The organism is Trueperella sp. LYQ141 (assembly GCF_046599555.1).
Taxonomy (GTDB): domain Bacteria; phylum Actinomycetota; class Actinomycetes; order Actinomycetales; family Actinomycetaceae; genus Trueperella.
Window position 1 is genome coordinate 1 of sequence record NZ_JBKIWQ010000006.1, and the last position, 13719, is coordinate 13719.

Here is a 13719-nt window from a genome sequence, read left to right on the forward strand (position 1 = left end):
GAGGGAGGGGGTGGGGGGGGGGTTGGGCATTTCCTGCCCAAACCCCACCACATGTAAAACGTGCCCCGAATAGGATTCGAACCTACGACCTTCTGCTCCGGAGGCAGACGCTCTATCCCCTGAGCTATCGGGGCGGGCGATTCGATAGTCTAACAGCTTATCTTGGCAAACTGCGAATCATGGCGAGTGTTGGGAGAAACAGAGGGCGTCAAGCGCCGTTTCGTTTTGCCGCTAAATCGGCAATTAACGGACCTAAAACCTCAGGTATTTCTCCTGTTGCCCGTGTCAGATTCCTCGCTTTATGGACACGATTGCAAGCTATCGGCATAGCCTAGCTAGACTATGGGCATGACTCCAGAAGAACTTTCCGATTTTATTCTTTCATGTCTGCGTGCTGCCTGCGAGGCAGGGGAAATTGCCTTGGATCCGGCGCAACTCCCGTCGGTGAAAGTGGAACGCCCCCGCAATCGCGAGCATGGCGATTGGGCGACGAATATCGCCATGCAGTTGGGAAAGAAAGCCGGTATGAGCCCCCGTTCCTTCGCTGAGGTTCTTGCCGAGCGCATTGGTCAATCCTCAGCGATTGCTGCCGTTGATATTGCTGGTCCAGGCTTTATGAATATCACGTTAAATGCTGCGGCTGCAGGGGAACTGGCTCGAACGATTTGCAATGCTGGTGCGCAATACGGCCGATCGCACGCATTAGCGGGGTCAACAATTAACTTGGAGTATGTTTCGGCTAACCCGACGGGTCCGATTCATATTGGCGGTGCGCGTTGGGCAGCGGTAGGGGATTCCCTGGCTCGTATTTTGGCGGCAGCGGGCGCCAACGTGGTCCGGGAATATTACTTCAACGATCACGGTTCGCAGATTGACCGCTTTGCCGTTTCACTTCTGGCGCGGGCACGCAATGAAGAGCCTCCGGCTGATTCCTACGGCGGTCAGTACATCGCTGATATTGCTCAGACGGTGATTGACCAAGCGATCGCTGCGGGGGAGGAAGATCCACGGCAACTGCCACGCGAGGAGGCTCGCGAGGTGTTCCGTCGTCGGGGCGTGGAGCTAATGTTTGCCGCCATTAAAGAGGAACTGCAGAAATTCCGAGTGGAATTCGATGTGTTTTTCCATGAGGATACTTTGCATGAATCAGGTGCGGTAGATGCTGCTATCCAGCGTCTAGATAAGGCTGGCGTTATTTTCCGTTCGGAGGGCGCGCTGTGGCTTCGTAGCACTGATTTTGGTGACGATAAGGATCGCGTCATCATCAAGTCCGATGGGAACGCCGCGTACTTCTCTGGAGATATTGCTTACTACCTAGATAAGCGCAGCCGCGGTGCCGATCACGTCGTCATTATTTTAGGGGCCGATCACCACGGCTATATCGGGCGTATGTATGCGATGGCGAATGCCTTTGGGGATACTGCGGGAGTTGGAAAGAATCTGGAGATCATTATTGGCCAGTTGGTCAATTTGGTACGCAACGGTGAGCCGGTGAAGATGTCCAAGCGGGCAGGCACAATCGTTGTGCTTACTGATCTGCTTGAGGCTGCTGGCGTAGACGCGGCGCGGTATTCTCTGGCTCGCACTGCGATGGATACCCCGCTGGAGATTGATTTGGATGTCATCACGTCACGGACGAATGACAATCCCGTCTACTACGTCCAATATGCCCATGCGCGTACCTGTTCTGTTGCTCGCAATGCGCAAGAACACGGTGTGGTGCGAACCGCAGATAATTTTGATCCGAGCCAGTTGGATACGCCAGCAGATGCAGCATTGCTGGGAGTGTTGGCGCAATATCCTGAAGTGGTTGCGACCAGCGCGAAACTGCGTGAGACGCATCGAATCGCTCGTTACCTTGAGCAGATGGCTGCTGCATACCACTCCTGGTATGGGGTTTCTCGGGTCACTCCGCGAGCTGACGAAGAGATCACCAGCCGCCACGTCGCCCGTCTATGGCTAAATGATGCCGTCGGTCAGGTGCTCGCCAACGGGCTTGATTTGCTCGGTGTCACTGCTCCAGAACGGATGTGATATGGCCTCAGTATTACCAGCTTCGTTACCTGCTCCCGAGCCGAACGGGCAAGGCGATGGGATATGGCCGGTTACTGCTCGGCGCAATGCGCGTGGTGAATTGGAAATTGGTGGTGTGCCAGTTTCGGAGCTAGTCGCTACCTATGGGACGCCGACGTTCATACTTGACGAGGCGGATATGCGCCAGCGGGCGCGCGCATGGCAGGAGGCGATGCGAGACGCATTCGCGGATGGTCCACAGCCCCAGGTGTATTACGCCGGTAAAGCGTTTTTGTGTGGGGCGGTTGCGCAGATTGTGGCACAAGAGGGATTAAACATTGATAGTGCCTCCTACGGGGAATTGGTGACGGCCTTGGCATCTGGCGTTCCGGGTGCGCGTATTGGATTGCACGGTAACGCAAAAACGGACGCGGAGATTGAGCTGGCACTTAAGGCAGGCATTGCTCATATCGTTATTGATTCCTTGGGGGAGATTGAACAGGTAGCGCGTATCGCGCAAGCGCGCGGGCAGGTTGCTCCGGTATATATCCGAGTAACGACGGGGATTCATGCGGGTGGGCATACGTTCATTGCTACCGCGCATGAGGATCAGAAATTCGGCCTATCTTTGGCCTCTGGTGCGGCACAGGAAGCCATTGAACGTATCTCGCGTTGTGCACACGTGCGTCTCATTGGCTTACATTCCCATATTGGCTCGCAAATTACCGGAGTCGATGGCTTTATTGAGGCAGCAAAGAAGATCTTAGAGTTGCGTGCCTGGGCGGCAGAACGTGGCTGGCTTATTCCGGAAATTGATCTTGGGGGCGGATATGCGGTTCGCTATTGGGAGCCAGATGAGGCGCCCTGCCCACGCACTGATTTTGCTCGTGCTTTAGCACAGGTCGTTGCGCAACATTGCGCGCATACGGGGCTAACAGCGCCAAAGATCGCAATCGAGCCCGGTCGATCTATCGTCGGTCCGGCGATGGTAACCCTCTATCGAGTATTAGCGGTAAAAGACGTCCAGACGGACGAAGGTGTGCGCCGTTACGTATCAGTTGACGGCGGAATGTCTGATAATATCCGCCCGGCGTTATATGGTGCGAACTATACGGCCACCCTGGCGCAGCGGATTAGCTCTGCGCAGTTAGTGCAGGCACGTGTGGTCGGCAAGCACTGTGAATCGGGTGATATCGTCGTCCATAATGTTGCCTTGCCAGAAGATGTGCGCATCGGTGATGTATTAGCCGTGCCGGTGACGGGCGCTTACGGTCGCTCAATGGCGTCCAATTACAATATGATCGCCCGCCCAGGGGTGGTAAGCGTGTATGACGGGCAGAGTCGAGAGATTGTGCGGCGAGAATCAGTGGCTGATCTGCTGGCCTTAGATTGCGCAGTAGCTGATGCGCCGGCTGGTTTGGAGCTATTAAGCGCCAACGAACTGCTAACTGTGCTGACTGGGTGCGATGGCAGAGATACTGCGGAGAAAGCAAAAGGAGAATCCCAATGAGCGTTGCGATCGCGCTATTAGGATGCGGTACCGTCGGTACGGAAGTAGCACGGCTGTTGACCCAACAGCGCGATATTCTTTCAGCGCGGGCAGGGGCAGAGCTAGATCTGGTTGGCATTGCGGTATCTCGATTAGACGCGCCGCGACATCCGGCTATTGATCGTTCACTGTTAACCACGGATGTAGATTCACTAATATCGCGGGCTGATATCGTCATTGAACTCATCGGCGGTATTGAACCACCGCGCACCTGGGTGACGCAGGCGCTGCGCCAAGGTGCCTCCGTCGTGACGGGAAACAAAGCATTACTGGCGGCGCATGGTCCAGAGATCTATGAATTAGCTAAAGCACATGATGTTGATGTCTACTATGAGGCAGCAGTTGCCGGGGCAGTGCCCGTGGTATATGGTCTGCGGGAATCACTGGCGGGGGATACCGTCACTCGGATTCAAGGGATTCTCAACGGCACCACGAATTATATTCTCGACGAGATGACCCGCAAGGCCCTTCCCTTCGATCAGGCTCTTGCGCAGGCACAATCCCTTGGCTACGCGGAGGCTGATCCGAGCGCGGATGTAGACGGCGATGATGCGGCAGCGAAAATCGCTATTTTGGCTTCACTTGCGTTCCATCAGCGGATATTACGCAAAGATGTGACAGTCCAGGGGATCCGCAGTATTACCTCCGACGATATTGCTGCTGCCAAAGAGCTGGGATACGTCATTAAGTTATTGGCCACCGCTGACCGTGATCCCCGTACTCAGGCCATTGACGTGCGGGTATGCCCGACGCTCGTCGCACACGATCATCCGCTAGCTGGAGTACACGGCTCGTACAATACGGTGATTATTGATTCACTTGCGGCTGGTCGCCTCATGTTTTCCGGTTTGGGGGCAGGAGGTGCGCCTACCGCCTCTGCAGTGCTATCTGATGTGGTTGCGGCCGCTGCGAAAAAGGTTCACGGCGGGCGAGCTCCCCAGGAGATTATTTACGGCGAATCTGACCTTATTTCCCCGCAGGAATCCCGCTCTGCATTCTGTGTGCGAATTTGCGTGACGGATACGCCCGGCGCGCTCGCTGAGATCGCTCGCGCCTTCGCACATGCCGGTGTCTCAATTTCGTCGGTTCGTCACGATCCAGATACGAGGGACGGTATCGTCTATATCACGGTTATGACGCATGTCGCCCGCGTCTGTGATCTCCAGAGTGCCTTAGCCCATCTGGACGTAGACGAGCGGATTCAACGAGTGCTGCAGGTAATGAGAGTAGAGGAAGAATAATGGCGCATCAATGGCGGGGAATTATTGAGGAATACCGACAGAGATTGCCTTTTGCCAATGACGATCCAGTCGTTACCTTGGGCGAGGGCGGCACGCCGCTTGTTGCTGCTCGGGCACTCAGTGATCGAGTTGGCGCTGAGGTCTACGTCAAAGTAGAAGGTGCCAATCCGACGGGATCTTTTAAAGATCGCGGCATGACGAGTGCGATCTCTCGCGTCAAGCAGACGGATACTCAGATTGTGGCGTGTGCGTCTACCGGGAATACCTCTGCTTCGGCGGCCGCCTATGCGGTGGCGGCCGGTTTGCGCTGTGCGGTGGTGTTGCCAGCAGGAAAAATTGCGGCGGGCAAGATCGCCCAGGCAATCGTTCATGGCGCAGATTTGGTTGCGGTGGATGGCAACTTTGATGACTGTTTACGTATCGTTCGCGAATTAACCGAAAAATATCCGGTGGCGCTCGTTAATTCTGTGAATCCATATCGTTTGCAGGGGCAGAAAACCGCAGCCTTTGAAGTCGTTGATGCGTTAGGGGAAGCCCCCGATATTCACGTTTTGCCAGTGGGAAATGCTGGAAATATTTCGGCGTATTGGATGGGGTATAACGAGTACGCCGGTCGCACTACGAGCGCCTCAATGGAAGATAGTGCGCACCGCTGCGCGCCGGTATCCCAGCGTGTTCCCCAAATGTGGGGGATCCAGGCGTGGGAGGCTGCGCCTTTGGTTCTCGGGCACGTCGTTGCTGAACCGGAGACAATTGCCACGGCGATTCGCATCGGGAATCCAGCGTCCTGGGATTATGCCGTGCAGGCGCGCGACGATTCACACGGTTGGATTGATCGGGTACATGACGAGGAGATCCTCGAAGCACAACGTCTACTGGCAGGTGAAGTGGGGATTTTTGTTGAACCGGCATCGGCTGCCTCGATTGCTGGATTACTCCACGCAGCCCAAGAGGGCAAAGTTCCTGAGGGAGCACGAATCGTCTGCACAGTTACCGGGAACGGGTTGAAGGATACGGCCACCGCCTTGGGAGAACAGCCGCTTGAAGTTACCCCTATTGCCCCGACGTTAACCGCTGCGGTTGCCGCATTGGGGCTGTCGTGAGATTCGTTCGTGATAACGCACAGGTGCGGGTGCCGGCCTCCTCGGGGAATCTGGGTCCGGGTTTTGACTCGATGGGAATGGCCCATGACGTGTGGGATGAAGTCTCAGTAACGTTGACGACGGGCACCTCTCGCGCTGTTATTCTCGGGGAGGGAAGCCAGAGTCTGCCTCGCGATGAATCCCATCTCATTATTCGGGTGATCCAGGAGACCTGTGCATTGTTGGGTTTGCCGCAGGCAGGCATTGATTTAGTCTGCCGTAACGCAATTCCGCACGGAAAAGGTCTGGGTTCCTCGGCTGCTGCTGTGGTGGCTGGGCTCATGTTGGTCCGGGAACTCGTCGGTAAACCAAAAGAGTTTTCACGAGATGAAGTCTTGCGACTAGCAACCCAATACGAAGGGCATCCAGATAATGCTGCCCCGGCAATTTTCGGCGGAACGACCCTCTCCTGGCAGCATGGTCAGACCTATCGCACGGTCAATATTCCGGTTGACCCGCAGCTTCGTACGACGGTTGTGGTGCCGCAAGAGGTACTGCCAACTGCTCATGCTCGTTCGGTATTACCGGATCAGGTACCGCACAGCGACGCGGCCTTTAATGCTGGGCGCGCAGGATTATTAGTTCATGCTCTGACAAATGCGCCACATTTATTATTTGATGCGACCGAAGATCGGCTCCACCAAGACTATCGAGCTGGGGCGATGGAACATAGCGCTCGCGTCCTACGCGCTCTGCGATCTGCCGGTTGGCCAGTGGTTGTTTCTGGGGCGGGACCAGCGCTTTTAGTGTTTGCGTCAGTGGATTCTCAAATGGAAAAGGCCTTGGCAGCTCAGGGGATGTCCGTTATCCGCTCCACCCAGGTACGCGGCGCCCACGCCGTGCACGGCTAGCTACATTCAGTTCTTTTCTGTTTACAGTTTGCCTATTGCGGGGTGAAATGTAGTATGCTGACACGCGAGAGTGATCGTCAGTATCACTTGTGTTGTAGATTAGCTACACGTGTTTTGCCGAGTTCTGATTATCAGATCCATTGTTTTCCGCTTTGTGCGTGAAGCCGGCCAATTCCCGTTCAATGTTTGTTTGAGGAAGGATCCTCGTGAGCGAAAATTCATCGCTACCTACTGGCCCAATTTCAACAATGCGCCTCGCCGATTTGAAGACGATTGCAGCGTCAATGGGCTTATCTCTGCCCGATCAGGCGCGTCGTCCGGCCTATATTACAGCTATTCGTGAGGCCCGCATCGCTGGTGGAATGACTGTGCAGCGCGGTCCGAAGCCTAAGTCGATGCGCACGCCAACGCCAGAAACTCCAGAAGTGAAGAATACTCAGGCTACCAATGAGGAGCGCCCGCGTGCGGGGCGTCGGGGGCGGCCAGCACAGACGACGAATCAGCATGGCAATCCTCGGCAGAAGCTCGAACTGCCGGCTACGACTCGGGCTGCAGGCAAGCCGGCGATGAGCCAAGAAGAAAAAGAAGCTGCTTTAGCCGCTTTAGGAGATGCCGCTGAGCGTCGGGCAGAAGATTCGCGTGCCGATGAGGATTCACGGGATCGCCGTTCGCGCAACCGGCAGCGCAATCGTCGTAACCGCAAAGGAAATGACGGTGATATGCGGCGCAATCAGGTTGGGCAGTCCGCTGGCGCTCGCGAGGGTCGAGATAACACCCGCGATGAGGCCCGCTCAGCCCAGTTTGACCGTTCGGAAACAGCGGAGATTCGTGAATCTGGGTCGGAAGATTCCCTGGATACCGGCGATATGCTCATCCCAGTGGCCGGTATTCTCGATACTGACGGCAATAATAACTACCTGCGCACGGGTGGGTACCTGCCAGGCAAGAATGACGCCTACGTTTCCAGCCAAACCATTCGTCGCTACGGTTTACGTCGTGGTGATGCGATCCAGGGCGCAGTGCGTGATGTTTCGGATATGACGAACCGGCGCGGTCGCCAGCATAAGTACAATCCGTTGGTAGAAGTGACGGCAATTAACGGATTACCGCCGGAAGAGTCAATCCAGCGTCCGGAGTTTAATAAGCTCACCCCGTTGTACCCCAACGAGATGTTGCGCCTGGAGACGACGCAGAAGGCCCTGACGACTCGCATTATTGATCTTGTGGCCCCAATCGGTAAAGGTCAGCGTGGTCTGATTGTTTCGCCGCCTAAGGCCGGTAAGACGATCGTCATGCAGCAGATTGCTATGGCAATCGCGAAGAACAATCCGGACGTGCATCTGATGGTTGTGCTGGTTGATGAGCGCCCAGAAGAAGTCACGGATATGCAACGCCTGGTGAAGGGTGAAGTCATTGCTTCGACCTTTGATCGGCCAGCCTCCGACCACACGATTGTTGCTGAGCTAGCGGTTGAGCGGGCGAAGCGTCTGGTGGAATTGGGCCAGGACGTGGTGATCTTGTTGGATTCACTGACCCGTCTGTCGCGGGCATACAATTTGGCGGCGCCGGCCTCGGGTCGAATCCTCTCTGGTGGTGTGGATGCTGCGGCTCTGTATCCGCCAAAGAAGTTCTTTGGTGCGGCACGCAGCATCGAAAATGGGGGATCGCTGACGATCATCGCCTCTGCGCTAGTGGAGACGGGATCAAAGATGGACGAGGTGATCTTCGAAGAGTTCAAGGGTACTGGCAATATGGAGCTGCGCCTTTCCCGGCAGTTGGCAGATCGCCGTATTTTCCCGGCAGTGGATATCAATGCGTCGGGCACGCGGCGTGAAGAGCTGTTGTTCTCCCCAGAAGAGCTCAAGATTGTGTGGCATCTGCGTCGCGCCCTGGGTGTGCTGGATGTGCAAGAAGCTTCGGATTACGTTTTGGGGCGGATGCGCAAGACGGAATCAAATGGCGAGTTTTTAATGTCTATCGTGCGCTCTGTGCGTAGCGCTGAGTAACGCTAACTGCCGGTGAATATCGGCGGTGTGATGTATTGACCATCCCCGCCGGTATCGCCGGAGTGGGTAAATGTGGTTAAATTGACCGGCGGCTTCTGGTTCACCACAGCATCGTGGACCCAGAGCATCAAACGATCCAAGGAGACATCATGAAGCAGGGAATTCATCCCGATTACCACGACCTCAAGGTCACTTGTACGTGCGGCAACGAGTTTGAAACTCGTTCCACCTATCCTGCAGAATCGCTGCGTGTTGACGTGTGCAACGCATGCCACCCGTTCTACATCGGTAAGCAGCGTATTTTGGATACCGGCGGCCGCGTCGCTCGCTTCGAGGCACGTTACGGTAAGCGCAAGAAGTAACTGAGCTTGAAAACGCCGGTGCAGAGTACTGTACCGGCGTTTCCCATATCACCGTGTTAATCCCCTGATGAATGGAGCATCATGAGCCAATTTCCGGCGGCTGTTGCAGCAGCGGAAGAGTACGCCTCGATTGAGGCACAGATGGCGTCCCCCGAGGTATTGGCAAAGCCAGATAAGTTGCGCTCACTGGGGCGGCGTTATGCCCAGTTGCGACGGGTGGTTTCCCGTTATGAACGTTGGTGTGTTGCCCAGCAGGATCTTGCTGAAGTGGAGGAGATTGTCGCCGGCGGTGGGGAAGATGGCGAGCTATTTGCCGAAGAGCTGCCGCGCTTAAAGCAGGAAGTGCTTGAGGCTGAAGAGGCGCTGCGCGATGCGCTTCTTCCTCGCGATCCAGATGACGTCCGAGATGTCATTTTGGAAGTAAAAGCTGGTGAAGGTGGTGAAGAGTCAGCGCTCTTTGCTTCGGATCTTCTGCGAATGTATCAGCGTTATGCAGAATCTAAGGGATGGACGACCCAGATTCTCTCGCACACGGATACGGAATTGGGTGGCTATAAGGATGTTCAGGTCGCCATTAAAGCCAAATCCGTCCCGGAGGATCCGGCTGAAGGGGTATGGGCGCATCTGAAATATGAAGCAGGCGTTCATCGAGTCCAGCGCGTGCCGGTGACGGAATCTCAAGGGCGAGTGCATACCTCAGCGGCAGGCGTGCTCGTCTTTGCGGAAGTTGATGAGCCAGAAGAGGTTGAAATCAACGATAATGATTTGCGCATTGACGTCTACCGCTCCTCAGGCCCGGGCGGGCAGTCAGTGAATACGACGGATTCTGCCGTGCGTATTACCCACTTGCCGACGGGTATTACTGTCTCGATGCAGGATGAGAAATCCCAGATTAAGAATCGTGAATCGGCCATGCGTATTCTGCGCGCACGGTTGCGTCAGGCACAGTTGGAAGAACAAGCGGCTAAAGAAGCTGATCAGCGTCGTTCGCAAGTGCGTACAGTTGATCGTTCGGAGCGCGTGCGTACCTACAATTTCCCAGAGAACCGTATTGCGGATCATCGCACGGGCTTCAAAGCCCATAATCTCGACGCAGTGCTCAACGGTGATCTGCAGGCAGTGATTGACTCTCTGCGTGAAATGGATGAGGCAGAGCGCTTAAAGGCAGCGACGGAGGAAGCTGAGGCGCGCTGATGTGGGCGCGTCAGATCGCGCAGGCTAGCCAGGTTTTAGCTGATGCTGGCGTGGATAGCCCCGCACACGACGCACGAATTTTAGCCGAACACTGCTGGCAGTTATCACGTCCGGCACAACGCGGTGCGATATTCGATATTCGCACTGTACCTACTGAGGACGAATTGGCCCGTTATGCCGAGTTGGTCCGTCGGCGCGCTGCCCGAGAGCCACTCCAACATATCTGCGGGGTCATGTGGTTTCGCTATGTGGAGCTGGAAGCTCGCCCAGGGGTTTTTATCGTGCGGCCGGAGACGGAAATCGTGGTGGACGCCGCGTTGGCAGCCTTGTCAGATTTAGCGGCAGAGAACATCACCATGACCTCAGATAACCTCAGCCGTTGGGGGCAGCGCGAGGATATGCGCTCTGTGCAAACGCAAACAGCAGATCACCCCGCATATCATCACGGGCAACAGCCAGTTAGCCTATCGGCGGCGGAACGGGCAACTGATAGCACAAAGGTGGTAGCCCAAAAGACGCCCCAAAACGTGTTCCAAAACCCGCCCCCGAATCAGCCACAGAACGCGGATCAACATGCCGATGCTGGTGTTCCGGCTGCGGCTCAGCGCCCGTTATGCGTTGTCGATTTGTGTACGGGTTCGGGGGCTATTGCGCTTTCTTTAGCCACTGAAAGTCCGGTGCCAGTACACGTTCACGGTGTTGAATACGATCAGGTGGCATGGGAGAGCGCACAGCGCAATAATCAGCGCTACGGCGCCCTCGTACAGCTACACCATGCGGATGCGCGCACCTGCTTACCAGAGCTCGCAGGGCAGGTGGATCTGGTGGTTTCTAATCCGCCGTATGTTCCACCGAGCCACGAACTGAGTCCGGAGGTTCGGCAAGATCCGCAGTTGGCCCTGTTCGGTGGGGGTGCAGACGGTTTAGACATTCCACGGCAGATTATGCGTCATGCACACACCTTGTTGCGTTCGGGCGGTATTCTCATCATGGAACATGCTCATGAACAAGCCGGCGCAATGCGTGATTACGCTGCACATTTGGCGATGACGCAGATCCGAACCGGAAAGGATCTGACGGGGGAGTACCGATACGTGTATGCGCAGAAAGGACGCCAATGAAGATCGCGGTGAATGATCCGCTGGCCTGCGCTCAGGCGCGTCGCGTCATTGAGGCGGGGCAGGTGTTGTGTTTACCGACGGATACCGTCTACGGTATTGGCGCTGATCCGCGTAATCCTCAGGCAATTACGGCGTTATTGGCAGCGAAATCTCGCACTCGGCAGATGCCTCCTCCGGTGCTGGTGGCAAGTATTGACCAAGCGCGTGAGCTCTGTGCGGAGATTAATGTCGCTGCCCAAACCCTGATGGAGCATTACTGGCCGGGGGCGTTGACGATTATCTTGCCGGCCCGCCCCAATTTGGGATGGGATCTAGGTCAGACGAATGGGACGGTGGCACTGCGGATGCCCGATAGCCCAGATACGTTGGCTCTATTAGCTGAGATTGGCCCGCTGGCTGTGACAAGCGCGAATCTGCATGGTCGCACTCCGGCGCGTGATGTCGATGAGGCATACGAGCAGCTCGGTGAATCTATCGCCCTATATCTCGCTGGTCCGGTCTGCGCTTCGGTGACGCCATCAACCATTATTGATCTATCTAGTTCGCCGCGTATTGTTCGAGTAGGGGCAATTGCTCCGCAGCTACTGTCTGAGCTATTGGGAGTGGCCTTGTGAGAGTCTATGTACTCGTTATGGTGCTGGCGATGGTGCTGACGTTTTTGTTAGTACCTGTTGTTTTGCGAGCTGCCTTGGCGACGGGGGCGATGACGCAAATTCGGCAGCGTGACGTTCACTCAACGCCGGTGGCTCGGCTGGGTGGTTTAGCGATCTACACCGGATTTCTCGTGGCTCTCCTGATCGCCTGGCAAATCCCGTATTTACACCCGATTTTTTCGAATACTTCAGGTATATGGGCGATCGTCTTGGGCGGCGGGATCATGTGCGCAGTAGGCACGATTGACGATATCTGGGAATTGACGTGGTACACGAAACTCGCTGGGGAGTTGATTGCTGCTGGAGTGATGGCCTGGCAAGGTGTGCAGCTAGTGACTGTGCCACTTTTTGGTTTGACGGTTGGCTCGGCACGCCTGACGTTATTTACCACGGTGATCCTAGTGGTAATGATCGCCAATGCGGTGAATTTTGTTGACGGCCTGGACGGATTGGCTGCTGGCACAATTGCAATCGCCGCCTTTGCTTTCTTCATCTATTCGTATTATCTGACGCGGGAGGTCTCCCCTGGGGATTACACCTCGGTGGCGGTTGTCGTATTGGCGGCGCTCGTCGGATCATGTGTTGGATTTTTGCCGCATAATTTCCATCCGGCAAAAATCTTCATGGGGGATTCTGGCGCTTTGATGCTGGGCACGATCATTGCTGGGGCAGCCATTTTAGTTACTGGTCAGATAGATCCGGCTACGGTGCATACTCGGCAGGCGATTCCCGCTTTCATGCCGTTGATTATTCCGGCACTCGTCTTGGCGATTCCGTTGATTGATCTCATGTGGGCGGTGGTGCGCCGTGTGCGTCAAGGGCGCTCGCCATTTTCAGCAGATGCAGGGCATTTACATCACAGGTTATTGCGTCGTGGGCATTCGCATACAACGGCCGTCCTGATCTTATATATGTGGACGGCGGTTGCGTCATTCGTTGCGGTGGCATACACGATCTATCCGCGTCTTTCTGTGTTGGTCATTGGTCTAGTGGCCACCGCTTTAGGCATCGTCATTACATGGAGACGTTTTGGGTGGTTTTCTGCACGTGATTCGGAATCGCAGTGAGTAGGCGGAATCCAGGGCGGCGTCCGAGTGCTTCCGAGGTGATTTGTCGGGCAACGCTGGCAGCTAGCGGTGTGGCGATGATTCTCGCCGCTATCGGTATATGTGTATGCGGGCAATGGTGGCGGGAGATTCTTATCGCGGCGTGGATTATCGTCGGAATCAATTTGCTTAATGCGGTTTTCATGGCGCTACTTGTTCGTTACTTTACGCGCTTTACCAGCGCTTTTTCGATCCTGTCATACCTGGTCAAAATTGGTGTCATGGCGCTGGCCATGGTACTAATTCGGCACAATGCTGCATTAAACGTCAGAGTGGTATTCGGCGTTGTGGTGCTGTTCTTTGCGGTGTCTTTGGTGATGTACGGCTGGGTAGTGACGAAGAGCTCGGCGCTATATATCGCGGATTATACGGAGCCTAATTCGTCCTGCTGAAGCCGGAGCATGTGGGGTAGGCGAGGTCGGATAGCCGGCTGTGGCGAATATCTAGTTGGCGTCTTTGGTTCTTCTTTGAAAAGCAGAAA

General features: G+C 55.5%; 13 protein-coding genes and 1 tRNA gene. 12 read left to right on the forward strand and 2 right to left on the reverse strand.

Going from position 1 to position 13719, the window contains the following annotated elements:
• Window positions 1-61 precede the first annotated feature (61 nt).
• Window positions 62-134: transfer RNA gene (locus tag ACLHIJ_RS05990), tRNA-Arg, on the reverse strand.
• A 214-nt stretch (window positions 135-348) separates the two neighbouring features.
• On the opposite strand from ACLHIJ_RS05990, the gene argS reads away from it, so the two are divergent.
• The 6 genes from argS to rho all read left to right on the forward strand — a co-directional run bounded on the left by argS (window position 349) and on the right by rho (window position 8802).
• Window positions 349-2034, forward strand: coding sequence for an arginine--tRNA ligase (gene argS / locus ACLHIJ_RS05995; RefSeq protein WP_411297092.1), 1686 nt, complete (start codon window positions 349-351; stop codon window positions 2032-2034).
• A 1-nt stretch (window position 2035) separates the two neighbouring features.
• Complete coding sequence (gene lysA, locus ACLHIJ_RS06000; protein WP_411297093.1) at window positions 2036-3523, forward strand: diaminopimelate decarboxylase; 1488 nt, start codon at window positions 2036-2038, stop codon at window positions 3521-3523.
• Window positions 3520-4803 carry a homoserine dehydrogenase gene (locus tag ACLHIJ_RS06005; protein WP_411298683.1) on the forward strand — a complete coding sequence of 428 codons (1284 nt, stop codon included), beginning with the start codon at window positions 3520-3522 and terminating at the stop codon, window positions 4801-4803. The genes lysA and ACLHIJ_RS06005 overlap by 4 nt, the downstream gene beginning before the upstream one ends.
• Window positions 4803-5906 carry a threonine synthase gene (gene thrC, locus ACLHIJ_RS06010; protein ID WP_411297095.1) on the forward strand — a complete coding sequence of 368 codons (1104 nt, stop codon included), beginning with the start codon at window positions 4803-4805 and terminating at the stop codon, window positions 5904-5906. The genes ACLHIJ_RS06005 and thrC overlap by 1 nt, the downstream gene beginning before the upstream one ends.
• On the forward strand, window positions 5903-6796 hold the full coding sequence (gene thrB, locus ACLHIJ_RS06015) for a homoserine kinase (RefSeq protein ID WP_411297096.1): 894 nt from the start codon (window positions 5903-5905) through the stop codon (window positions 6794-6796). Before thrC ends, thrB begins: the two co-directional genes overlap by 4 nt.
• 206 nt (window positions 6797-7002) lie before the next feature.
• Window positions 7003-8802: a transcription termination factor Rho gene (rho, locus tag ACLHIJ_RS06020; RefSeq protein ID WP_411298685.1), complete on the forward strand. Its 1800-nt coding sequence runs from the start codon at window positions 7003-7005 to the stop codon at window positions 8800-8802.
• A gap of 2 nt (window positions 8803-8804) precedes the next feature.
• Here the strand turns inward: rho and ACLHIJ_RS06025 are convergent, their stop codons facing one another.
• On the reverse strand, window positions 8805-8930 hold the full coding sequence (locus tag ACLHIJ_RS06025) for a hypothetical protein (protein WP_411297098.1): 126 nt from the start codon (window positions 8928-8930) through the stop codon (window positions 8805-8807).
• Between the two features lie 21 nt (window positions 8931-8951).
• Between ACLHIJ_RS06025 and rpmE the strand changes: the two genes are divergently transcribed.
• The 6 genes from rpmE to ACLHIJ_RS06055 all read left to right on the forward strand — a co-directional run bounded on the left by rpmE (window position 8952) and on the right by ACLHIJ_RS06055 (window position 13630).
• Window positions 8952-9164 carry a 50S ribosomal protein L31 gene (rpmE, locus tag ACLHIJ_RS06030; RefSeq protein ID WP_411297099.1) on the forward strand — a complete coding sequence of 71 codons (213 nt, stop codon included), beginning with the start codon at window positions 8952-8954 and terminating at the stop codon, window positions 9162-9164.
• A gap of 78 nt (window positions 9165-9242) precedes the next feature.
• The gene (prfA, locus tag ACLHIJ_RS06035; protein WP_411297164.1) at window positions 9243-10358 is read left to right on the forward strand and encodes a peptide chain release factor 1; all 1116 of its coding nucleotides are present in this window, start codon (window positions 9243-9245) and stop codon (window positions 10356-10358) included.
• Window positions 10358-11479 (forward strand): N5-glutamine methyltransferase family protein, encoded by a 1122-nt coding sequence (locus ACLHIJ_RS06040; protein WP_411298687.1) that lies wholly within the window; start codon window positions 10358-10360, stop codon window positions 11477-11479. Before prfA ends, ACLHIJ_RS06040 begins: the two co-directional genes overlap by 1 nt.
• Entirely contained in the window at window positions 11476-12093 is a 618-nt protein-coding gene (locus ACLHIJ_RS06045; RefSeq protein ID WP_411298689.1) for an L-threonylcarbamoyladenylate synthase, read from the forward strand. Before ACLHIJ_RS06040 ends, ACLHIJ_RS06045 begins: the two co-directional genes overlap by 4 nt.
• Window positions 12090-13199: an MraY family glycosyltransferase gene (locus tag ACLHIJ_RS06050; RefSeq protein ID WP_411297102.1), complete on the forward strand. Its 1110-nt coding sequence runs from the start codon at window positions 12090-12092 to the stop codon at window positions 13197-13199. The genes ACLHIJ_RS06045 and ACLHIJ_RS06050 overlap by 4 nt, the downstream gene beginning before the upstream one ends.
• Window positions 13196-13630, forward strand: a complete 435-nt coding sequence (locus tag ACLHIJ_RS06055) for a hypothetical protein (RefSeq protein WP_411298691.1) — start codon at window positions 13196-13198, stop codon at window positions 13628-13630. The genes ACLHIJ_RS06050 and ACLHIJ_RS06055 overlap by 4 nt, the downstream gene beginning before the upstream one ends.
• Window positions 13631-13719: the final 89 nt, after the last annotated feature.

Bases quoted from the DNA above. Each gene is read 5' to 3' on its own strand.
- argS (WP_411297092.1), top strand. From the start codon at position 349: ATGACTCCAGAAGAACTTTCCGATTTTATTCTTTCATGTCTGCGTGCT.
- lysA (WP_411297093.1), top strand. From the start codon at position 2,036: ATGGCCTCAGTATTACCAGCTTCGTTACCTGCTCCCGAGCCGAACGGG.
- ACLHIJ_RS06005 (WP_411298683.1), top strand. From the start codon at position 3,520: ATGAGCGTTGCGATCGCGCTATTAGGATGCGGTACCGTCGGTACGGAA.
- thrC (WP_411297095.1), top strand. From the start codon at position 4,803: ATGGCGCATCAATGGCGGGGAATTATTGAGGAATACCGACAGAGATTG.
- ACLHIJ_RS06025 (WP_411297098.1), bottom strand. From the start codon at position 8,930: ATGCTCTGGGTCCACGATGCTGTGGTGAACCAGAAGCCGCCGGTCAAT.
- rpmE (WP_411297099.1), top strand. From the start codon at position 8,952: ATGAAGCAGGGAATTCATCCCGATTACCACGACCTCAAGGTCACTTGT.
- ACLHIJ_RS06040 (WP_411298687.1), top strand. From the start codon at position 10,358: ATGTGGGCGCGTCAGATCGCGCAGGCTAGCCAGGTTTTAGCTGATGCT.
- ACLHIJ_RS06045 (WP_411298689.1), top strand. From the start codon at position 11,476: ATGAAGATCGCGGTGAATGATCCGCTGGCCTGCGCTCAGGCGCGTCGC.